Annotated in this window: 22 protein-coding genes; 15 read left to right on the top strand and 7 right to left on the bottom strand. The window is 43.7% G+C overall.

The features are described from left to right. Positions 1–162: tail fiber assembly protein (locus tag Xmir_RS16210; RefSeq protein ID WP_208620451.1), on the top strand; the 162-nt coding region annotated here is incomplete at its 5' end. A gap of 27 nt (positions 163–189) precedes the next feature. Here Xmir_RS16210 and Xmir_RS16215 read toward each other — a convergent pair. Further along, entirely contained in the window at positions 190–1,005 is an 816-nt protein-coding gene (locus Xmir_RS16215) for a phage tail fiber protein (protein WP_099115223.1), read from the bottom strand. Between the two features lie 435 nt (positions 1,006–1,440). On the opposite strand from Xmir_RS16215, the gene Xmir_RS16220 reads away from it, so the two are divergent. From Xmir_RS16220 to Xmir_RS16250, 7 genes are read left to right on the top strand one after another with little or no spacing between them, the layout of a single operon-like run. After that, positions 1,441–1,923 carry an MSMEG_0572/Sll0783 family nitrogen starvation response protein gene (locus Xmir_RS16220; RefSeq protein WP_099115224.1) on the top strand — a complete coding sequence of 161 codons (483 nt, stop codon included), beginning with the start codon at positions 1,441–1,443 and terminating at the stop codon, positions 1,921–1,923. A 29-nt stretch (positions 1,924–1,952) separates the two neighbouring features. Next, positions 1,953–2,954: a Nit6803 family nitrilase gene (locus tag Xmir_RS16225; RefSeq protein ID WP_099115225.1), complete on the top strand. Its 1,002-nt coding sequence runs from the start codon at positions 1,953–1,955 to the stop codon at positions 2,952–2,954. Positions 2,955–2,980: 26 nt separating this feature from the next. Beyond that, the gene (locus Xmir_RS16230) at positions 2,981–4,060 is read left to right on the top strand and encodes an MSMEG_0568 family radical SAM protein (RefSeq protein WP_099115226.1); all 1,080 of its coding nucleotides are present in this window, start codon (positions 2,981–2,983) and stop codon (positions 4,058–4,060) included. A 12-nt stretch (positions 4,061–4,072) separates the two neighbouring features. Beyond that, positions 4,073–4,645 (top strand): MSMEG_0567/Sll0786 family nitrogen starvation N-acetyltransferase, encoded by a 573-nt coding sequence (locus Xmir_RS16235; protein ID WP_099115227.1) that lies wholly within the window; start codon positions 4,073–4,075, stop codon positions 4,643–4,645. Continuing rightward, entirely contained in the window at positions 4,645–5,697 is a 1,053-nt protein-coding gene (locus tag Xmir_RS16240) for a sll0787 family AIR synthase-like protein (RefSeq protein ID WP_208620449.1), read from the top strand. Before Xmir_RS16235 ends, Xmir_RS16240 begins: the two co-directional genes overlap by 1 nt. A 50-nt stretch (positions 5,698–5,747) precedes the next feature. Next, entirely contained in the window at positions 5,748–6,038 is a 291-nt protein-coding gene (locus tag Xmir_RS16245; protein ID WP_099115228.1) for an MSMEG_0570 family nitrogen starvation response protein, read from the top strand. A gap of 12 nt (positions 6,039–6,050) precedes the next feature. Next, the gene (locus Xmir_RS16250; protein ID WP_099115229.1) at positions 6,051–7,379 is read left to right on the top strand and encodes an MSMEG_0569 family flavin-dependent oxidoreductase; all 1,329 of its coding nucleotides are present in this window, start codon (positions 6,051–6,053) and stop codon (positions 7,377–7,379) included. Between the two features lie 126 nt (positions 7,380–7,505). Here Xmir_RS16250 and kdsA read toward each other — a convergent pair whose 3' ends face one another. The 5 genes from kdsA to hemA form a co-directional block, all read right to left on the bottom strand. Then, entirely contained in the window at positions 7,506–8,360 is an 855-nt protein-coding gene (gene kdsA / locus Xmir_RS16255; RefSeq protein WP_099115230.1) for a 3-deoxy-8-phosphooctulonate synthase, read from the bottom strand. Between the two features lie 107 nt (positions 8,361–8,467). Then, positions 8,468–9,277: an invasion regulator SirB1 gene (gene sirB1, locus Xmir_RS16260; RefSeq protein WP_099115231.1), complete on the bottom strand. Its 810-nt coding sequence runs from the start codon at positions 9,275–9,277 to the stop codon at positions 8,468–8,470. Further along, entirely contained in the window at positions 9,261–10,121 is an 861-nt protein-coding gene (prmC, locus tag Xmir_RS16265) for a peptide chain release factor N(5)-glutamine methyltransferase (RefSeq protein WP_099115232.1), read from the bottom strand. Before prmC ends, sirB1 begins: the two co-directional genes overlap by 17 nt. Then, positions 10,121–11,203 carry a peptide chain release factor 1 gene (gene prfA, locus Xmir_RS16270; protein ID WP_099115233.1) on the bottom strand — a complete coding sequence of 361 codons (1,083 nt, stop codon included), beginning with the start codon at positions 11,201–11,203 and terminating at the stop codon, positions 10,121–10,123. The genes prmC and prfA overlap by 1 nt, the downstream gene beginning before the upstream one ends. 30 nt (positions 11,204–11,233) lie before the next feature. Next, positions 11,234–12,496 (bottom strand): glutamyl-tRNA reductase, encoded by a 1,263-nt coding sequence (gene hemA, locus Xmir_RS16275; RefSeq protein WP_099115234.1) that lies wholly within the window; start codon positions 12,494–12,496, stop codon positions 11,234–11,236. 316 nt (positions 12,497–12,812) lie between these two features. On the opposite strand from hemA, the gene lolB reads away from it, so the two are divergent. From lolB to Xmir_RS16300, 5 genes are all read left to right on the top strand, one after another. Beyond that, positions 12,813–13,424, top strand: coding sequence for a lipoprotein insertase outer membrane protein LolB (gene lolB, locus Xmir_RS16280; protein WP_208620452.1), 612 nt, complete (start codon positions 12,813–12,815; stop codon positions 13,422–13,424). After that, positions 13,424–14,299: a 4-(cytidine 5'-diphospho)-2-C-methyl-D-erythritol kinase gene (ispE, locus tag Xmir_RS16285; protein WP_099115236.1), complete on the top strand. Its 876-nt coding sequence runs from the start codon at positions 13,424–13,426 to the stop codon at positions 14,297–14,299. Before lolB ends, ispE begins: the two co-directional genes overlap by 1 nt. Positions 14,300–14,358: 59 nt before the next feature. Next, on the top strand, positions 14,359–15,306 hold the full coding sequence (prs, locus tag Xmir_RS16290; RefSeq protein ID WP_145956918.1) for a ribose-phosphate diphosphokinase: 948 nt from the start codon (positions 14,359–14,361) through the stop codon (positions 15,304–15,306). A 785-nt stretch (positions 15,307–16,091) separates the two neighbouring features. After that, a complete protein-coding gene (locus tag Xmir_RS16295; RefSeq protein WP_099115238.1) occupies positions 16,092–18,035 on the top strand; it encodes an autotransporter outer membrane beta-barrel domain-containing protein in 1,944 nt (647 codons plus the stop codon). Positions 18,036–18,314: 279 nt separating this feature from the next. After that, positions 18,315–20,297, top strand: a complete 1,983-nt coding sequence (locus tag Xmir_RS16300; RefSeq protein ID WP_099115239.1) for an autotransporter outer membrane beta-barrel domain-containing protein — start codon at positions 18,315–18,317, stop codon at positions 20,295–20,297. Between the two features lie 116 nt (positions 20,298–20,413). On the opposite strand, the gene ychH is transcribed toward Xmir_RS16300, so the two are convergent. Then, on the bottom strand, positions 20,414–20,689 hold the full coding sequence (ychH, locus tag Xmir_RS16305; protein ID WP_099115240.1) for a stress-induced protein YchH: 276 nt from the start codon (positions 20,687–20,689) through the stop codon (positions 20,414–20,416). A gap of 274 nt (positions 20,690–20,963) precedes the next feature. On the opposite strand from ychH, the gene pth reads away from it, so the two are divergent. Continuing rightward, on the top strand, positions 20,964–21,554 hold the full coding sequence (gene pth, locus Xmir_RS16310; protein WP_099115241.1) for an aminoacyl-tRNA hydrolase: 591 nt from the start codon (positions 20,964–20,966) through the stop codon (positions 21,552–21,554). 111 nt (positions 21,555–21,665) lie between these two features. Beyond that, positions 21,666–22,757: a redox-regulated ATPase YchF gene (ychF, locus tag Xmir_RS16315; protein WP_099115242.1), complete on the top strand. Its 1,092-nt coding sequence runs from the start codon at positions 21,666–21,668 to the stop codon at positions 22,755–22,757. The last annotated feature ends 527 nt before the right edge of the window (positions 22,758–23,284 follow it).

Below are 23,284 nucleotides of genomic sequence, written 5' to 3' on the forward strand. Positions count from 1 at the left end.
GCGATGCATGCTATTGCACCATTACAGGACGCCGTTGATTTGGATATCGCCACCGATGCCGAACAATCTGCACTAACCGCATGGCGTAAATATCGGGTGCTGCTCAATCGGGTAGATTGCACTACTGCACCTGATATTGAATGGCCGGAGCCGCCGAAATAGAAATAGGGGCGCAACGCCCCTTGATTGCTACTCTGATTTAGTTAATTTTCCCTGCCGTTGATTCCAGATAGAATCTTCTGGCATCTGGACGCGGACAGAAACAGACCTGCCATGAGGGATATCAATCAAATCCCCGTCTGCGTAACCCTCACGGACATTTTTGGCGAATGCTGGAGCGTTAGCGTGCTCTCTGTGGTAGGTCATTAGTTTGATGGTGCCGTCCGACAGCACTTTGTAATCGACCCAAATCAGCGGCAACTTGTTCTTACACAGCGGTATTTCAACCCCGCCATCGACTCCGCCCCACGCTGCATCAGCATTGAATCCCAACACATTTTTAATGAGATAAACACCCTCAGACAGGCGTTCAACAGTGGCACCCTCTGATTCGTCGTTGGTGGTAAATGTGCCGTCATTCCAGATTTTGATGATGGGCGAGGACTGTTTGTACGTTCCATCAACAACCGTCCACATATTAGAGGTCATGACTATGTAGTCTGCCCATAAATATCCATCTACCATTCGCCGTACAGCCATAATGGTCGGGCTATGATTTGACAATACGATCATTTGTTGATTGTTGAGGTTATAGCTCGTTTTGATGATGGAACCGGGCCCTCCCAACCGATTTGATGTCGTAGATGTGGACGAATAAAAACCCGTTGCATATCCAACATTTTTCATGTTTGCCATGAGTGAGCTGCCATCCAGACCGCTAGACCCCACCCCGTAATCGCTCACGGTCAACGCTCCAACATCCTGTGCAGTCAAATTCACGTCACCTGTTAGCGGCCGCCCGTTAATTCGACGGTTATTGGGGACTGCATTTTTCGCCTGTTCCACTGTCCCCGACAAACCAACGATTTATAGAAACGCCTATGTCGCTACACAAGCCTAGCGAAAGTGGTAGATTAGGTGTTATAGAGTAACAATTAGGCACTAATTTAGTTCAATTTATGCTCAAAATACGTACCCATGGGGATATGAGAAGAAAAGAGTAAAACACTATCATTGGTTGAGCATAAAATAACCTAAATAAGCCGCGTATTTTGATAAAATATGACACTAGCTAATTTTTCTCGCTTTAAATGGCACATTTTTTCAATTCACGCGGCGCGCTACACTTCATATAAATATTTTAATAAAAATTAAACCCTGTTTTTTCAATCAGATAAAGATAACTCCCCTCCCCCCAATATAACTTGGCACAACTTTCGCAATAACACAGAAAGCATACATGTTGATTCATTCCAAAATAACATTGAATTAGGAGCGGTTATGCCAAAAGTAGATATCGAACAATATAAAGATGGCGATTTTCTTGTTGATTATGAAGAAAAAGTATTTGAGGACGTCAAAGCCCTGCCGGGAGAAAAAGCATTAGTGACTTTCCATACCGTTGCGTTTGAAGGATCAATTGGCCTGATCAATGTATTTCAGGCAAAGCGCCTATTACGCAAAGGTTTTGAAACCAAAATCTTGCTTTATGGCCCAGGTGTGCAGTTAGGTGTACAACGCGGCTTTCCAACTTTAGGCGCGGAAGCTTTTCCGGGTCATTTAGCCGTCAATAATCAATTGAAAGCCTTTATGGAAGAAGGGGGTGAAGTCTATGCCTGTCGTTTTGCGTTGCAATCGATGTATGGCCAAACCGAAAAAGCGCTTATACCGGGAATTCGCCCGATTAATCCATTGGATGTGATGGATTTGAAACTGCTGATGCGTCGTGACAATGCCTTAGTCATTGATACCTGGACAGTTTAAGTCAGTCTTAACTATAAGGGAAATAAGACATGAACAGAATCATTAAAGCCGCCGCAGTGCAATGCAGTCCGGTACTTTATAGCCAATCCGCAACCGTAAAAAAAATCTGTGACATTATTTTAGAGCTTGGAAAACAAGGAGTGCAGTTTGCTGTTTTTCCTGAGACCGTTGTGCCTTATTACCCTTATTTTTCCTTTGTCCAACCCCCACTTGCCATGGGTAAAGAACATTTAAAACTGTTGAATGAATCCGTGGTTGTACCTTCCGAGGCAACCTCAGCAATTGGTCAGGCCTGTCTTGAGGCCAACATGGTAGTGTCGATCGGCATTAATGAACGTTCAGGCGGTACGATTTATAACGCACAACTGTTATTCGATGCTGATGGTTCAATTATTCAGCATCGCCGCAAAATTACCCCAACTTACCACGAACGAATGGTATGGGGGCAAGGTGATGGCAGCGGTCTGCGTGCCATCGATTCTTCAGTGGGACGTATTGGTTCGCTGGCATGTTGGGAACATTACAACCCATTGGCTCGTTTTGCCTTGATGGCAGATGGTGAGCAAATTCATGCTGCCATGTTTCCTGGTTCGTTGGTAGGACAAGTGTTTGCCGATCAAATCAGCGCAACCATTCAACACCATGCTCTGGAGTCTGGTTGTTTTGTGGTCAACGCCACCGCATGGCTGCACCCCGAACAGCAACAGCAAATTATGCAAGATACCGGCTGTAACATCGCGCCGATTTCAGGAGGATGTTTTACCGCCATTGTTTCCCCCGAAGGCAAGTTTTTAGCTGAGCCGCTCACGCAAGGTGAAGGTTATTGCATTGCCGATCTGGATTTCAGCCTGATTGATAAACGTAAACGCATGATGGATTCGGTTGGACATTACAGCCGCCCCGAATTATTCAGCTTATTGATCGATCGTCGTCCAACACGTGTATTGCACGAACTGAAAGTTGAAACATCAGAGCAAAGCCATCTCGAAAACGCTCAAAACTTAATGATGCACATATCTGAACCGCATTGATTGAACACCAATAATAGGGAATCAGGATGTCTACAATACAATTATTGACCGATTTGCAATGTCATGGCCTGAAATGGGAAGGCGAGTTTGGCTTATCCCGCAAAGGTGGCGCAGGGCCAAGCGATCATAAGGCACTGAGCCTTAACGGGCAGACTATGATGATCCCGGTACGGAACCTTGTGGCCCAAGATTCACCCTACACCGCAAAGTCTGAACCGAACTCTGACAAGGTGACCATTTTTAAAAACCGAATCCCTGTAGCAACTTTAACTGCCCCAGCACGACCACGTTTTTATGATTTAAAAACGGCCGAAGGTATTGCCTATGAGCAAATTGCAACCTTACATAGCCATGATGTGTTGGCAACGACGGTGTTACAGCATTGCATTCGGATGAATGACAAGGCAACGGCATGCCAATTCTGTTCAATTGATCAATCTATAAAAAATGGGAAGACGTTGATTCGTAAGCACCCGAAACAGTTGGCAGAAGTCGCCAAAGCAGCCGTTGAGCTGGATGGTATCAGGCAAATGGTGATCACCACGGGCACACCAAATACGGCAGATCGTGGAGCCAAAATTTTATATGACTCGGTTAAAGCCATTAAGGCACAAGTCGATTTACCAATACAGGTACAGTGTGAACCTCCCGATGATTTTGCATGGTTTCAGCGTTTAAAGGACGCAGGCGCTGTGTCAATCGGGATGCACCTTGAAGCAGTAAACGAACGTGTACGGCAGAAGATTATGCCCGGCAAGGCCGAAGTCTCATTGGAAAAATATTTTGCCGCATTTGAAGCAGCCGTTGCTGTATTCGGCCGGGGACAGGTCAGTACCTACATTTTGGCAGGTTTGGGTGACACCGAATTAGAAATCGTAGAGATGAGCGCCAGACTCACGAAAATTGGAGTGTATCCCTTTGTCGTACCCTTTGTGCCGATTCAAGGAACGCCATTGGAACATCATCCTAAACCTGATCCGGCTTTTATGCGGTCGCTTTATCCGAAAATCGGGCAACAACTCAAACGACATGGTTTGAACTCGGAAAATACTCAAGCAGGCTGTGCCAAATGTGGCGCCTGCTCTTCGCTGAAAGCATATGAATAAGGGGAATGAAGTATGGAACTTCGCTATTCCTGGCTTCTTCAGCTAAATGCAGGGATGAAAAAATCTCTTGGCGATAACATTATTATCAAGACCGTGTCGGAAGATTGGGAGCTTCACCAATATTATCGTTTACGTGAAGCAACTTTTCGCGATGAACAGAAAATCTTAAAAGAAGATCGTGATGAACACGATTTTAAAGCATTAGGCATTATTGCCATCGGGAAAATGTCTGGTGGACATAAACGTGTGATTGGTGCCGTGCGGATCTTCCCTGATGGAGAACAAACATGGTATGGCGGGCGGTTATGCGTGGACCCTTTATACCGACGTCACCATACCATCGGTAAAGCATTAATCAATGCCGCAGTATCAACTGCCAAGAACTTAGGATGCCGTACTTTCTTGGCCACTGTGCAAAGTCAGAATGAACGCTATTTCCAAAGGTTGCATTGGGATAGTTTGCGTCAATTGACCATTGCCCATATTCCACATGTACTGATGCAGGCGCAGATTGAAAACTATCCGTTACAACATATCCCGATGCAAGTCTGTATACAGAAGAATATACAGAAGGAGGTGTGCTGATGGAGCTCAATCAATTACTCGAAAAGCTAAAACACACACCCGCAATGCAGTCCAAGCGGGCGATTGCTCACTGTGTTTCAACTAATATAGTTTCAGGAAATATAGCTTCAAACAGTATGGCTTCAGACAATATAACTTGTTATGTGGATTCATTGGATAGCTTATACCCCTGCCCCGGAGATGACACAGCGGCATTGTCGTTAAACGGTCAATATATATTGCATGCCTGTGAAGGTATGTTACCGAGTTTTGTGACCCATTATCCTTATTTTGCAGGATGGTCAGCCGTCATGGCGAATATTAGTGATATTGCAGCAATGGGCGGTCGGGCCTTGTCAGTAGTGAACAGTCTGTGGCATACCAGTAATGAATCTGCCCAGCAGTTAATGCAAGGCATACAGGATGCTTGCCGTGCTTATGGTGTGCTCTTGGTCGGCGGGCACACTCATCTTGGATCAGATTATCAGCCCGCTTTATCTGTGGCGATTCAGGGCATAGCACGAAAACTACTCTCAGTGTTACATGTTAGGCCCCAACAAAAAATTCTGATTGCTTTAAATTTACAAGGGCAATTCCACCCCGATACCACTTACTGGAAATGCTTTGAGCAGGTATCTGGCCGCATTTTACAGTCACAAATTGCTTTGCTGCCGCAACTGGCAGAGGAAAACTTGGCTTATGCCGCCCGTGATATTAGCAATGCCGGCATCTTAGGTAGTTTGTTGATGCTGCTTGAAGCTACAGCATCAGGGGCACATATCAACTTAGATGCGATCCCTAAACCTGATGATGTGGAATGGTTTAAATGGCTGCAAATTTTCCCCAGTTTTGGTTTTTTACTCACTGCTGATGCAAACCAATGTGAAGAAATCATCAGGCTGTTTCACAGTCAGGGGATTGTCTGCAAGGCGATTGGTGAAACCAATATCAGTGGTGTAGTGACGGTGCAACAGCAGGAACAAAGCAGCATATTTTGGGATTTTAACCACCAGATATTTACCGGCTTTTGCTACGCCAACCTTCTGAAAAAACTCGCTTTAAAAAAATTATAGAGCAAACCCATACAAACTGAGACTAAGAGTCATCGGTAGGAGCCTATGTTATGCCCAGCGTCAATTTTACTGTGAAGTGGCCTGATGGAAAACAGATCCAATATTACTCACCTTCAACGGTGATTTATGAATATCTATCCATTGGTCAGCGTTACTCAAGTACGCAGTTTTTACACCAAGTTGAAAATGGCCTGTATGCGGCATCGGAAAGAGTACGTGCACGTTATGGCTTTACTTGTAGTTCGGCCATGGACAATCTGGCGATGATCCAGTCCCAAGCCAGACTCTTCGGTCTAAATCCGGAAAATCAAATTGAAGTCATTGAAATGACGAATAAATGAGAAGGATGTTCCATGTTAAATACTCAAAATCAAATATTGCAGCCAAATTATGATGTGGTCATTGTTGGTGGTGGTCAGGCAGGCTTATGTATTAGTCACTATTTGCAAAAGGCAGGCATTGACCATGTAATACTGGAAAAAGAATCCGAGTTAACCCATAGCTGGCGTCGTAAACGTTGGGATAATTTTACCCTGGTAACACCTAACTGGCAGTGTCTATTGCCAGAACACCCTTATCAGGGGCAAGATCCTGACGGCTTTATGAAGAAGCATGAAATTGTGGAATATCTCAATGAATTTATTGAAAAAACAAACCCTCCTGCCATTTTAAATATTCAGGCAGAACATGTAAAAAAAGTGGCAGAACAAAAGCTTGTCATTGAAACTAATCACGGCACAACTACAGCCAAACATCTCGTTGTCGCGGCAGGTGGGTATCACACTCCGATTTATCCAAAACTCAGCGATACCTTACCTAACCATATAAAATCGATACATTCAGAAGAATATTTAAATGTAAATCAACTACCTGAGGGTGCAGTGTTAGTAGTCGGGTCCGGGCAATCCGGCGCACAGATTGCCGAAGATTTACATTTGGCAGGCAAAAAAGTTTACTTATCGACAGGTGATGCGCCGCGTTGCGCCCGATTTTATCGCGGCAAAGATGTAGTGAAATGGTTGTTTGATATGGGTTATTACGAAACTACCGTCAAAGAGCATCGTTATAGTGAAGAAGTACGTAACAGTACCAACCACTATGTCACGGGGCGTGATGGCGGGCGTGATATTGACCTGCGCCAATTTGCCTTAGAGGGGATGCAATTGTTCGGTCGTTTCGATGATTTTAAAGAGGGTCAACTCTGGTTTAGAGCCGATTTATCAGAAAACCTGGACCGCGCCGATGCCACTTATAATCGTATTAATGCCTCAATTGATGAATATTTGGATAAAAACAATATTACAACCGACGAGCCAGCATCAGTATATCAGCCTGTTTGGCATCCTGAGCAGGAAATCACACACATTGATTTAGCAAAAGAAAATATTACTTCAGTAATTTGGTGTATCGGTTTTAAACCAGATTATTCATGGATTGATTTAGATATTTTTCAAGCCAGTGGTTACCCAAACCATGACCGTGGAATCACCATTGATCCGGATGTCACGTTTATTGGTTTGCCGTGGTTATATACATGGGGTTCCGGGCGTTTTATGGGGATCGATCAGGACGCTGCCTATGTAGTACAGCATATTGAGCAACAAATTCGCATCAGTGCAAGGGCTGGGAAACATAGATCAGAAAGTGACAATTTTGCCTTTGAAACAGGCTTAGTGCCCTGAATGTCATTCAGGTAACTTGTCGTATTGTAAGTGAAGCGCGCCACAAGCAGGAAAACAAATAAATCAGCGGCTACAGGGTAAGTTGCCTGTAACCGCACTATCAAAGAAACCCAAGGGATTCAGGAATTACTTGCTGGTATCCAGCTCCGGGAAACTTTTCACCACATCATCAATCGCTTTCATCTGCATCAGGAATGGTTCCAGTTTTGCCAGTGGCAGTGCTGACGGGCCATCACATTTCGCATTTTCCGGATCAGGATGAGATTCAAGGAACAATCCCGCAATTCCTACTGCCATACCGGCTCGTGCCAGTTCAGACACTTGCGCACGACGACCGCCAGAAGCGGCCCCGAATGGATCACGGCATTGCAATGAGTGAGTAACGTCGAAAATGACAGGTGAGCCATTAGTAGCCTGTTGCATGACACCAAAGCCCAGCATATCAACCACCAGATTGTCATAACCAAAGTTACTGCCACGGTCGCACAGGATGATTTGATCGTTGCCACCTTCTTTAAATTTTTCAACGATATTTCCCATCTGTCCCGGACTGACAAACTGAGGTTTCTTGATGTTAATAACGGCCCCTGTTTTCGCCATTGCTTCAACCAGATCGGTTTGACGGGCAAGGAAAGCAGGAAGCTGAATAACATCAACGACATCTGCAACAGGCTGAGCTTGCGCAGGTTCATGTACATCAGTGATGATTTTCACACCGAAAGTTTGTTTCAGTTCCTGAAAGATTTTCATCCCTTCTTCTAAACCCGGTCCACGATAGGAGTGGATAGAAGAACGGTTAGCCTTATCAAAAGACGCTTTGAAAACATAAGGAATGCCCAGTTTTTGCGTTACAGTCACATAGTGCTCACAAATACGCATGGCCAAATCCCGTGATTCAAGGACGTTCATACCACCAAAGAGTACAAAAGGCAGATCATTTGCGACCTTGATGTCACCAATATTAACCACTTTCTGTTGCATGCTTATACCTTCTCTTGTTAAGGGTAAATAAATTTGCTGTATCTATAAAAATAAACAGGTCGCTGAGAAATCCCGCCTTATGAAAACATTAATGAAAAACAAAAACATTAATGAAGAACAATCAGCCTCTGCTCAATGGAGTTAATCTGCATTTTTATCATTTCTGAGATAGGATCTTCAGGGCAGTGCTCCACAAAATAGCTCAAATCCGAAACAGCAATGTGATTGCAGTCGAGTTGTGCATAGATAAGCCCCCGGTCGCGGATTTCATATGGATCATCGGGGTCAAACATCAGCACAATTTCGCTGGCCTTGAGTGCTAACTCCATCTTTTTCTCTTCCATCAGGGAAACTTTGATGGTGTCAGTGACCTTACGCACAATGCTGATATTATCCGCTTCCTGTAAGTCTTTCTTTTCCAGACGAATAGTTGGCCCAATATTGCCTTTCAACCAGACATCAAGTATATGTTCGTTGAGCGTATCGCCATTCATGGGATTAATGAACCATGCCGGCTCATCAACTAAATCAGCCCGTAAGATCAGCTGTGTCGGGAATATAACAGGCTGTACCGGCAAATCCAGCGCCTGAGCAATGTGTAAAAATACCGTCCCCAATGCCACAGGTGCCCCCTGACGTGAATGCAGTACGCTATCCAACCACAGGGTATCAGACAAGCAATACACGCCATTTGCCCCGCCGAATTTCCATTCGCGGTAAAAAAGTGTCAACAGTGACTGCAATTTTACTTTGGTGTCGGTAATAGAAGAGAGTTTCTGCCGGGCTTCTTCAACCAATGCAGCTAACTGTTCAGTCACCAACCTTTGAGGAAAATCAGGACGAATGGCCTGTGTCACCAGAATAATACCGTCAATCAGGGGAGCATTATTGAATTCATAATTAACTATGGTTTTCATTTTTATTCCATCGACCTACCGTAATACGTTCGTTACCACCATAATCCTGAAAAGTTGCTATCTGCTGATAACCTTTTTCCAAAAATAGGTTTCTGACAACGATTCCCTGTTTCCAGCCATGTTCCAATAACAGCCATCCGTTTGATAACAGGAAATGGCGAGCCTGCTCCACAATTGTCTGCAAATCTGCCATACCATTTTGGGACGCGATCAATGCAGTGGCCGGTTCAAACCTGACATCTCCTTCACGCAGATGAGGATCAAGCTCATCAATATACGGAGGATTACTGACAATCATATCAAATTGTCGACCTGCCACCGCAGAAAACCACGCACTTTGTAAAAAATTCACATTGTGAAAAGACAGGTTTTCCGCATTTTTTTCAGCATTGTGTTTCGCCAATGCCACTGCATCAGGGTTAATATCGACCCCTGTTACGTGACAATCATGTCGCTCACTGGCTAAAGCCAAGGCAATTGCCCCCGTTCCTGTCCCAAGATCCAAAATCTGTGCGGGTAAATCGGGCAACAATTCCAATGCTTTCTCAACCAGACATTCCGTGTCAGGGCGAGGAATCAGGGTCGCTGGTGATACAGAGAGAGGCAATGACCAGAATTCACGTTCACCCACAATATAAGCGACCGGCTCCCCCTGAATACGGCGAGCCAGCAAGGCTTCAAGCTGGTCAGCTTCTTCTGCCGAAATTGGCGTTTCATTGAATGCAATTAAGTAAGTACGGGAACGCCCTGTCACATGTTGCAATAAAATTTCCGCATCACGTTTAGGACTGTCACTTTCGGTCAACTGCATGGCCGCATGCTGGAGCCAATATTGATAATTCATCAATCCTGCTCTGATAATGCAGATAGTTGGTCTGCCTGATATTCAGTAATAATAGGCTGGATAAGCATATCCAGTTTGCCTTCCATGACTTCTTCAAGACGGTATAACGTTAGGTTGATGCGGTGATCGGTAACTCGCCCTTGTGGGAAGTTATAAGTCCGGTTGCGATCTGAACGGTCGCCGGAACCAAGCAGATTGCGACGTTCAGAGGCCTCGGCTTCCTGACGTTTTTGTGCTTCGGCAGCACGGATGCGCGCAGCAAGCACAGACATCGCTTTTGCCTTGTTTTTATGCTGGGAACGCTCATCCTGACATTCTACGACAATGCCGGTTGGCAGGTGGGTAATTCGAATGGCAGAGTCAGTGGTATTAACGTGCTGACCACCCGCCCCGGATGAACGAAAAGTATCAATTTTCAAATCACCGGAACTGATTTCCGGTAATTCTGCTTCAGGAATTTCTGGCAAAATAGCCACAGTACAGGCCGACGTATGGATACGTCCCTGAGATTCGGTTTCTGGTACGCGCTGGACACGATGACCACCTGATTCAAATTTCAAGTGACCATAAACTTGCTCACCAGAAACTTTGGCAATGACTTCTTTGTATCCACCATGTTCGCCCTCATTGGCGCTCATGATCTCTACTTTCCAGCGGCGGGATTCTGCATAACGACTATACATGCGGAATAAATCCCCGGCGAATATCGCAGCCTCATCCCCGCCGGTTCCTGCACGAACTTCCAGAAAACAATTGCGCTCATCATCCGGATCTTTAGGCAATAACAGCACCTGTAATTGCTGTTCTAACTCTTCATTACGAATTTTTGCGTCTTTGAGTTCTTCCTGCGCCATTTCCCGCATTTCGGGATCATCAAGCATCATCTCGGCTGTTTCGATATCATCCTGAACGCTTTTCCAGGCTTTAAAACAGTTAGTCACATCAGTAAGTTGAGCATATTCCTTTGATAATGCACGAAAACGCTCCTGATCAGCGATCACCTCAGCATCGCCGAGATGAGCCAAAACTTCTTCATGGCGTTCTTGTAATGCTTCCAATTTAGCGACAATAGAAGGCTTCATTCGTAATATCAGACCTTATTTAGAATAGGGTTAGTTATGATCCAGCCCAAGGCTGTCCCGTAATAGATTCAGGCGTTCCAAATCGCCATCACTGGCAGCCTGTTGGAGAGATTTAGTTGGTGTATGAATCAGACGATTCGTCAATTGGTGAGTCAATTGGTTAATGATCTGTTCAGCATCAGCACCCTGTTTTATAGACATCAGCGCTTTTGCCGTCATTTCAGCCCTGATTTTCTCTGCTTGTTCCCGGTATTCGCGAATTGTATTAACTGCCCCCTGAGAACGCAACCAATCCATGAAGTGGCTGCTTTCTTGTTGCACAATACCTTCTGCAACAATGGCGGCGGCTTTACGCTGAGCAAGGTTTTGTTGAATGATGGCCTGTAAGTCATCAACGCTGTACAGATAAACGTCACTTAATTTTTCAACATCCGGCTCAATATCACGGGGAACGGCGATATCAATCAGCAATATCGGCTGGTTGCGACGTAATTTCAACGCCCGTTCAACCATACCCTTACCAATAATCGGCAATGGGCTGGCGGTGGAACTGATCACAATATCGGCTTCAGCCAACCGAGCATCAATATCCGGCAGGGAAATAACTTCGGCATTAACTTCACTGGCAAGCATCTGAGCCCGTTCTTTCGTACGGTTGGCAATCATCATGTGACGCACCCCATGTTCTTTAAGGTGACGTGCTACCAGTTCAATCGTTTCCCCTGCTCCCACCAGCAGGATAGACAGTTGAGAAAGAGATTCGAAAATTTGCCGGGCAAGTGTACAGGCGGCAAACGCCACAGAAACGGCATTTGCACCAATTTCTGTTTCTGTCCTGACCCGTTTAGCTACTGAGAAAGATTTTTGGAACAGGCGTTCCAACTCACCTGATAGGGACTGATAATTTTGCGACTCAGCGAAGGCTTTCTTCACCTGCCCCAAAATCTGAGGTTCCCCCAATACAAGGGAATCAAGGCCACTTGCAACTCGCATTAAATGACTGACAGCTTCATCATTCAAATGCCAATAGAGACTTGATTTCAAGTCTTCAGACTTGAGCTGATGATACCTGCATAGCCAATTAATTAACTGCTCTTTAAAATTATCCTGCTGTTCAACGCTGAGATAAAGCTCTGTCCGGTTACAGGTTGACAGCACGACACCGCCCCGCACCAGCGGTTGCCGGAGCAAGTCATCAAGTGCAAGCCCTATCGTGTCAGGAGAAAAGGCTACCCGCTCACGTAAAGAAACAGGCGCTGTTTTATGGTTGATACCAAGTGCTAATAAAGTCATTTTAACTGCGTTGAGTTATCACAGGGATCAAATTCATGATGATATTAATAACTATTCTCATAAACTCACACCCTTCATAAGGACTCTCATTGGATGGGCATTTTACTTGATGCGTCAATGCAATAAAAGTCAATCAGACAGTTATGCGATAATTTATTCGAGAATTCTTACCAAATTTTCGCTAAATTAGCCTCTTGATTATAGACTTGGATAGCATGCCCTATACCCGTACTTATACCCAATACCTATACCCAATAAATGTCCCGATAGATTCCAAGTTTCAGACTCTCTTATTGCCAAGGGTTACCTTATGAAAATGTCTTTGTTTTTTCGCTTGCTTCCCCTCTCCGCTGCCTTACTGACTGCCTGTACAGTCACGCAACCTCCCACAGGCACCGGATCAGCGGATACCCCTCAATGGCATGCCCGCGAACAAAAATTACAAAAATTAGAGCATTACCAGACCCGGGGCTCTTTTGCTTATCTGGCAGATGAAAAAAAAGTGTATGCCCGTTTTTTCTGGCAACAATATTCACATGACAATTATAAATTACTGCTGCTAAATCCATTGGGTACGACTGAGTTGGAATTATTTGTCAAACCCAATATGATTCAGCTCACTGATAATAATGGTAAAAAATATCTCAGTGATGACCCGGAATCCTTAATTTACCAGCTTACCAATATGAATATCCCTCTGGATAACCTTAAAAATTGGATTATCGGTTTGCCCGGTAATGCCAAAGATTTTCAACTGGATGCGAATTACCTACTTAAATCCGTAAGTGATCAACAAAATGGTGAAATTTGGCGGGTAACTTATCAGGGATATGATACATCCACGATCCCAGCCTTACCTAATCGCCTGGAACTTACGCAAGGAAAAAACCGCATAAAACTAAAGATGGATAATTGGACAACACAATAATGACTTTAACCTGGCCCTCCCCGGCAAAATTGAATTTATTTTTGTATATCACAGGACAACGCCCTGATGGTTACCACGAACTGCAAACGCTGTTCCAATTTTTAAATTATGGCGATGAAATCACCATTACCCCCCGTCAGGATAATCAAATCCGCCTGTTGACCCCTGTTGAAGGAGTCGCCCATGATGATAATTTGATCGTGCGGGCTGCCCGATTATTGCAGCATCATTTAAAAACACACCAAATGGGCACCGAACATCTGGGGGCTGATATCCACATTGATAAATGCCTGCCGATGGGCGGAGGATTGGGTGGCGGTTCTTCCAATGCCGCAACGGTATTAGTCGCCCTGAACTATCATTGGCAAGCTAACTTGTCCGATGATGAACTGGCACAACTGGGGGTTAGCCTTGGCGCAGATGTTCCGGTCTTTGTCAAAGGTCATGCCGCTTTTGCCGAAGGCATTGGAGAAAAACTTCAACCCGCCTCACCGGAAGAAAAATGGTTTCTGGTTGCTCACCCCGGGATTGAGATCTCAACCCCGACGCTCTTCACAGATCCTGAATTAAAAAGAAATTCTCCGATTCGTGCTCTACCCGCATTATTACAGGCACCATTTGCAAATGATTGTGAGCCAATCGCAAGAAAACGTTTTCGTGAGGTTGAACAGCTTCTTTTATGGCTGTTAGAATACGCACCGTCACGCCTGACCGGAACCGGTGCATGTGTTTTCGGCGAGTTCGAATCTGAAGCATCGGCCCGTAGGGTGTTAAATCAAGCCCCAGAGTGGATGCAGGGCTTTGTTACGCGTGGCGTTAACATTTCTCCGTTGCATAAATTCCGCTCTGGGATAACCATGTTATTGAACCAATGAGCAATGTTTGTTTGATTGGTCAACAATATCTCTCTGGACGCAAGCCTGAGGTTTATCCCGTGCCCGATATGAAGCTTTTTGCTGGTAATGCTACACCTGAACTAGCACAACGTGTTGCTAACCGCCTGTACACTAGCCTGGGAGACGCTGCCGTCGGTCGTTTTAGCGACGGTGAAGTCAGTGTTCAAATCAATGAAAATGTACGCGGTGGTGATGTTTTCATCATCCAGTCTACCTGTGCACCAACCAACGACAACCTGATGGAATTAGTTGTTATGGTCGATGCCTTACGTCGTGCTTCTGCTGGCCGTATTACCGCTGTTATTCCTTACTTCGGTTATGCCCGTCAGGATCGCCGTGTTCGTTCAGCTCGTGTACCTATCACAGCCAAAGTTGTCGCGGACTTTTTGTCCAGCGTTGGAGTAGACCGTGTTCTCACTGTTGACCTGCACGCCGAGCAGATCCAAGGCTTCTTTGATGTCCCGGTTGATAATGTATTTGGCAGTCCAATCCTTCTGGAAGACATGCTCCAGAAAGATCTGGAAAACCCTATCGTTGTCTCTCCAGACATCGGTGGTGTTGTCCGTGCCCGTGCGATTGCCAAACTGCTGAATGACACAGATATGGCTATCATTGATAAACGTCGCCCACGTGCAAACGTTTCTCAAGTTATGCATATCATTGGCGATGTTGCTGGCCGTGATTGCGTTCTGGTTGATGACATGATCGATACAGGCGGCACACTGTGTAAAGCGGCAGAAGCATTGAAAGAGCGCGGGGCGAAGCGGGTATTTGCTTATGCAACCCACCCTATTTTCTCCGGTAATGCAGTGGAAAACATCAAGAACTCCATGATCGATGAATTTGTTGTCTGTGACACCATTCCTCTGTCTGATGAGATCAAGGCGTTGAACAAAGTGCGCACTCTGACACTGTCTGGCATGCTTGCTGAAGCTATTCGCCGTATCAGCAATGAAGAGTCAATCTCTGCTATGTTTGAGCACTAATGTTTAAAGTTCAGCGTTGAAATTAAGCGTTAACTTATTCAAGTGATTAAATAACTCATTGCTTAAGAAACCCCGTTACTGCATCCACAGTAGCGGGGTTTTCTGTTTATTTTACACACTATTAATTAATACTTTCATCATAAACTAATAACTATTATTAATTTTAACTTTCTGAAAACAATTAACTATATCAATTAGTTAACCATTTTACCATCAACTCTTTTCAAAACATTTTCTTGCGGAATTTATCAACAATAAAAAGAATCATCTTCTGCAAATATAATCAGTTATCTGGTACGTCCAGTTGCCAAAGCTTCTAACAATACTGGTGTCGCTGAAAAGTTACTGCTAACCTGTCGGGCGGTTGATGAAAGCGGTTTTTTACTTGCTAATATCACCGAAAAAATATTATTTCTAAACTAAAAAAATAAATATTGTTAATGCGACTAGATGTCGGTATTGAAAACTAAGCAGTGATGGATTTTTTTTGTTGAATCCAATGGCCATGTTTTCACTAGACCATGTTCAGGGAAATATTTAAAAACTGAATGTATTCGCATCACATTGTGTATAAAAAATTCGGATCAATATGGAATATCGTTAACAGGGAACCATACTTAACCTTAAGGCAGTCATTATCAATCAGTTAGCTGTCTGCCTTAAATTTATTTTGAATATCCAATACATCAGCATCTCCTGTTTCATTAAAGAAAAAGCACCGGATGTTTTTCATTCAAAAGCGATATGCTGATCAATAAAAAAAACTACTTTTAAGGAGAGTGCCAATGAAAAAGGCATTTTTATTTACACCTGCACTGTTAGCGCTTTCAATCAATGCCATTTCTACTGCCAATGCTTACGACAAAATCGTGGAGATGGGTGATAGCTTGACCGATGGTAAAACAAGATATACCACAGATGGTAAAACCAGTAAGTTATATTATGACTATTTTGCTCAATTCACAAGCATAAAGGATATCACTAACTATGCTCAGGGTGGGGCGACAGCTCTTGAATATATTAAAGGCGGGAAAAATACAAAACAACAGGTAGAAGCCTACCTGAATGCTCATAATCAGCAAGCCGACGCCAATACCATATATATTCATTGGATAGGTGGCAATGATCTTGCCTACGCCCTGACTGTTGGTCAGCAAGATCCTCGTCAGGGTTATAACGTTGTTAATACCAGCGCTACCGCAGCAGCAAATCAAATCAATGAACTGGTCGAAAAAGGTGCCGGGCTGATTATCGCGCCTACCGTTCCTGATGTAGGAACAACACCTAAGCTACTAGAAAGTATGATAAAAACAGGATTGAAAGACAAAGGTATCCCCGAAGGTATGGTCAACCTTATTTTACAAGACATTCATGCGGAAATTAATAAACATGAAATTCCTAATGGTGCAGCGCGTGATCTTGCATTAAAAAATGTTTTTCATGGGCTAGCAGAAAAAGGTGCAAAATTAATTCCAGGGGCTTCCGCTGAAGCAATTGAAAAAGAACTTACAGAACGCTATGAAAAAATCAGCAAAGATGCTTCAAAACTCACTGATACCTATAACGATTTAGTAGACAAAGAAATCAGCAAAAAAAATGGCAATATCCTGCGTGCAGATATCAATGGATTGCTTAATGAAGTGATCGCCAACCCACTGATTTATGGCATCCAAAACACGTTAGGTTATGCCTGTGAACAAGGTAAGGAAGCTGATAAATGTTCTTCCAATGACCCGGGGTTTACAAAAGACTTAGAGTTTCTATTCTCTGATAATTTCCACCCAACACCGTTGGGGCACAAGATAATGGGTCAGTATCTTGAATCCATTTATGTATCACCATCGCAGGTATTGACACTAAATCAAGTCAACCGTGCACCAGTTAAGAGCGCCCTTTCCTCCCTTGACGGTCACCTGCAACAACTGCGTAGTGGCAGCAATCCTCAAGGTAAAATTGGTGTCTTTGGTGGCTTCACTGGCACCCGGGATAAAACTTTTACACTAGGTAGCGATTATCAGTTGATAGATAACCTGCTCTTGGGGGCAATGTACTCTAACTATAAAGAAGAACGCTCGCCAGTTGCTGATTTCTCTTACGGAGGTCGTGGTCATGTTTTTACAGGTTATGCGCTGTGGAACTATTATAGTAATGGCTGGTTAAGTGGTGATGTCCATTATTCACATACCAATTATGACAGCCTGACCCGTACCATTCAGCTTGGCAAGGCCACACGCAGAGAAATAGGTTCAACCACAGGTAAACAGTGGGGAGCTCGTATCACCGCAGGTTGGGATATTCCTGTTACCAACTATCTGACTACCAGCCCAATTATCCAATACGCTTGGGATAAAGGCGATGTCGACGGCTATCGTGAATCCGGCAACAATAGCACTTCCATGCACTTTAGTGATCAAAACTATACTTCTAAGGTTGGCACACTGGGCTGGCGAGTTGATACTAATTTAGGCCGTTTCAATCCTTACGCTTCTGTCCAGTTTAACCACCAATTTGGTGATACAAGCTATAAGCTGCGTAGTGCCATTAATTCCACTAGAACTTCTTTTGTAACGGAAAGTGATAAACAAAGCACCAATTGGCGTCAATATACTGTCGGCGTGAATGCAAACCTGACCAGTAAACTGCGTGGTTTTGCTTCTGTGGCCCGTAATGACGGCAATGCTCAAGATCCTAACTATAACTTTAGCTTAGGTATCAACGCGAGTTTCTAATTCTGTATAGATAAAACGATATAATCGAATCATCGAAAAACAGACACAGACAACTCAATAAGAAACGCAAGGCAGTAATATCGCTGTCTTGCGTTTTTATTTTCTCTTCGTTTAGCTTTCATATAAACATACCAACATCATGTTGACTCTTCATATAGGTAGAGAGAAGTAGCATCGAACCTGCCCTGAAATCATCAAAAAATCAGTCAAATCTCAACCAAAGATAATAAATAGTGAAAAAGATAATAAATAGTGAACCATTCTTTCTGGAGAACGAGGATGAAAAAAGCATTTTTTTTAATATCGACCACGACAGCATTTTTATTTAATTTCATTACACATGCCCATGCTTATGACAATGTTTATGTTTTTGGCGATAGTCTAAGTGATGGCGGTAATGTAGGAAGATTTACAACGGATGGAGAAAAGTCAGAACTCTATGATGAATATATAACACGTAAACTCACCGGAAAAAAACTAACCCCATCCAGAAATGGTGGAACTAATTATGCACAAGGTTGTGCAACTGCCAATGGCGCATTAAAAGGATTGTGTAGCATTTTGGGGAATACGACAAAAAAACAGGTCGATAATTACTTGAAAACACACTCTGGGCGAGCAAGTCCTGATGCTCTATATATACATTGGGTAGGGGGAAATAATATCGCTGAGGCTTTGGAATTTATAGCAAAAGGCGATAAAAAAACAGCACAAAAAATTATCAATAACAGCTCCGCCTCCGCAGCATCACAGATCAATCAACTCACTAAGGCCGGAGCTGATTTGATTATTGTACCGAATGTTCCTGATATTGGTACAAGCCCCAAAATTATGGAGGCAGTACTACAGGGAGCCTTGAAAAAAAGCAAAATCCCTGATGAAAAAATTTCCCAGATTCTGAAACAAACCCATGAGGCTCTCAATAAATACCCTACACCGAATGCCGCTGTCCGGCGTCAGGTTATTGAGGGTGTTTTTAAAAAGATTGCCGAAGGTGCATCTCCCCAAGATCCAAAAAAAGCACAAGAAATCTATCAACAACTGATTGATGCCTATGATCAAAACAGCAAAATTGCTTCCCAATTGTCTGCTGAATACAACCAGAAAGAGGAAGCTCAGCTCGGTAATGGCAATATCCTCCTTGCTGATACCAATCTCCTCTTACGAGAAGTGATTGAAAACCCAACTATTTATGGCATTGATAATACCCTTGGTTATGCTTGCCCACAAGGCAAATTGGCTATGTCTTGTTCTTCTTCTGACCCCGAGTTTGATAAAAGCCAGTCATACTTGTTTTCTGATGGTTTCCACCCGACACCTTATGTACACCATGTCGTCGGTCAGTACATTATGTCAATCCATGACGCTCCGCTACAAGTGATGAAGCTGAATTATACCAACCGCATCCCCGTTACAAACGCCTTAAACTCACTTGATGGGCATCTGCAACAACTTCGCAATAGCCATAACGCCCAAGGTAAAGTTGGTGTATTCGGTGGTTATACAGGCAATAACAATACCACGCTCATATTAGGCAGCGATTACCAACTAACAGATAATCTACTATTAGGAGCAACCCTTTCACATTATCGTGATGAACAAGATTTAACCCCGGATTTCAATTATGCAGCTACGGGTCATGTCGTAACAGCTTATACACTATGGAACTACAACGACAACGGTTGGTTAAGCGGCGATGTCCATTATTCGCGCGCCAATTACGATAACCTGTCACGTTCTATCCAACTTGGTCAGGCCATACGCAGGGAATCAGGCTCAACCACCGGCAAGCAATGGGGTTGGCGGATCACCGCAGGCTGGAATATCCCTGTCACTGATTATCTGACCACCAGCCCAATCATCCAATATAGTTGGGATAAAGGAAGTATTGATGGCTATCGTGAATCTGATAACAACAGTACCTCTATGCATTTTGGAAGTCAGCACTACACATCTAAAGTTGGCTCTATTGGCTGGCGGGTAGATACGCAATTAGGTCGTTTCAATCCTTACGCTTCTATCCTGTACAAGCACCAATTCGACAATGAACGCTATACACTCCGCAGCGCAATTAATTCAGCTAAAAGAACTTTCATTCAACGGGGAGAACAACAAGATAGAAACCGTTTTCAATACACAATCGGGGTTAATGCCAACCTGACTGATAACTTTCGTGCATTCGCAGCCGTATCACATGAAAAAAGTAATAGCTCATCGAATCATAACTATGATTTCAGTCTCGGTTTTAATATCAGCTTCTAAGATGTGAAATACAGGATAAACCCAGAAAAAATGCGAAAGGAAATCCCACAGACAGGATAAGGCGGTAACAAAGTTCCGCCTTATCCAAACTCATTAGAGTTCAACATTTGAAACAATCACGGATGTCTGTACTTTTTACGACGATAACGCCCATCATAATTCTTCAGCCACCAATATTTGTCGGTAACCTGTTCCCGACCGCCAATATTGGCACCTGCCAACCAAATAAATGCGCCAACAAATAATCCCATTAATGCAATGCCTGACAGTAATTCAGATTGCCCAAAACTGAAAATATGACTGAACAATACATAAGTTAAACTGATTAGCATTGCCGACATTCCCAGTCCCATGAGAATATTGCCAAAAACAAAAGCCTTTTTACGCCTCATAACCAACCTCCAATACTTTTTGTGAACGCCAATGCGTAAAAACAACGAACTAAAAAGCACGAAAGTAGATATCTTCTTTTGTATTAATTATAGCCTTGTAGATTAAAAGGTTATTGCGGCCTTGATCACAAGCCGTACAAATTTAGACCTAACCTTTTACATTTCATTGAAATAATATTTATTAAGAACACTATTAATGAATTTTGTACTCAAGCCTTGAGATGGGTAAACTAATCCTCTTTTTTGTTTTATTGCCAATAAGCGAATCTAAACTGTGAGTAACATAAAATTAATCGTTGGCCTGGCAAACCCCGGTGCTGAATATGCACAGACCAGGCATAATGCCGGAGCATGGTTTGTCGATTTGTTAGCACAACGCCATAACCAGTCTCTGAAAGAAGAGAGTAAATTTTTTGGCTATACAGCCCGCATCAACATCAACGGACAAGATATCCGCCTGCTGGTGCCCACGACTTTCATGAACCTCAGTGGCAAATCTGTCCTTGCCCTTGCCGGTTTCTATCGCATTCAACCAGATGAAATTCTGGTGGCTCATGATGAGTTGGATCTCCCCCCCGGTGTAGTAAAAATGAAATTAGGTGGCAGCAATGGCGGCCATAATGGGTTGAAAGACATCCAAAACAAGTTCGGTAATAACCCTAACTTTCATCGACTGCGTGTTGGTATCGGCCATCCGGGGGATAAAAACAAAGTTGTGGGTTTCGTACTTGGCAAGCCGCCTGCCAGCGAGCAAAAGCTGATTGACGATGCGATTGATGAAGCACTGCGCTGCACCGATATCCTCATCAAAGATGGTATGCCCAAAGCGATTAACCGTCTGCATGCCTTTAAAGCCAGCGCCTAGCTGAGAGTGCGTGGCGCAGCCGACTATTGCGTGTATAATGGCGCCAATTTTGTATAACTCACCGACAAGCATATGCTCGTTGGTTTATAAGTGATCTAAGGTGATAAATTTATGGGATTCAAATGCGGTATCGTTGGCCTGCCTAACGTTGGGAAATCTACATTATTCAATGCGCTGACCAAAGCAGGTATCGAAGCAGCAAACTTCCCGTTCTGCACTATCGAGCCAAACACAGGTGTTGTGCCGATGCCAGACCCACGTCTCGACCAACTGGCTGAGATCGTCAAACCACAGCGCATACTGCCAACCACGATGGAATTCGTGGATATTGCGGGTCTGGTAAAAGGTGCTTCAAAAGGCGAAGGTCTGGGTAACCAATTCCTGACCAACATCCGTGAAACAGAAGCTATCGGCCATGTTGTACGCTGTTTTGAAAACGACAACATCATTCACGTTGCTGGTCAGGTTGATCCTGCCGCTGATATTGACGTTATCAATACTGAGCTGGCGCTGTCAGATCTGGATACTTGCGAACGCGCTATCCAACGTGTACAGAAGAAAGCCAAAGGTGGCGATAAAGATGCCAAAGCAGAGCTGGAAGTTTTGGAAAAATGTCTTCCTCACCTTGAACAAGCCGGCATGCTGCGCTCTTTAGACTTAAGCGTGGAAGAAAAAACCGCTATTCGTTATCTGAGCTTCCTGACGCTGAAACCAACTATGTACATTGCCAACGTCAATGAAGATGGTTTTGAGAATAACCCATACCTTGACACCGTCCGTGCTATTGCGGAAGCTGAAGGTTCAGCGGTGGTTCCTGTTTGTGCGGCCATTGAAGCGGATATCGCAGAACTGGAAGACGCCGACCGCGAAGAATTCATGGCTGAACTGGGTCTGGAAGAACCGGGGTTGAACCGTGTTATTCGTGCGGGATATCAACTGCTGAATCTGCAAACTTACTTTACTGCTGGCGTAAAAGAAGTTCGTGCCTGGACTATTCCAGTCGGCGCGACAGCTCCACAGGCTGCGGGTAAAATCCACACCGATTTCGAAAAAGGCTTTATCCGTGCCCAAACGATCGCGTTTGAAGATTTCATTACTTACAAAGGCGAACAAGGCGCGAAAGAAGCCGGTAAAATGCGGGCAGAAGGGAAAGATTACATCGTTAAAGATGGCGATGTGATGAATTTCTTATTTAACGTCTGATTTGTTTTAGATGCCCTAAAGCCTGAACAGCATAATCTGAATTTGAAAACCGCCATTTTCGTATTCATTTCTACGGAAAGAATATGCAGTAGCGGTTTTTTTTACTAAGCAATTTCAAGCAGTTTGTCCAAAAAACCGTTTAATGTCTTCTTTATCGTATCAGATAGATATTTCCAACCATATAGTAAGCGTCACTGCGCAGTAAAATCCGTTTTGTAACATCGACAAATACCACCTCACAAGCCTCCTAAAAGTTCAATCACTATCTAATTATCCTATTGATATTATTAAATAATAATTTCTATATGTTATTTTTTATTGTTAGAAATGATCTAATGTCCACTTTCTGTCTATTTATTCATCAAAAACTACCTGTTTTCATAAAACGCTAACTAAGATTATCAAAAATCTCATCATGGTAGAACGCCCGGATGTGCTGGCCGATCTTCTTATCCGATTCTTCAATGGGAAGAATTTAACCAATAATAATAACCTGAATGCGATTGAATTAATCAATTAATCATTCT

It is taken from the genome of Xenorhabdus miraniensis, from assembly GCF_002632615.1.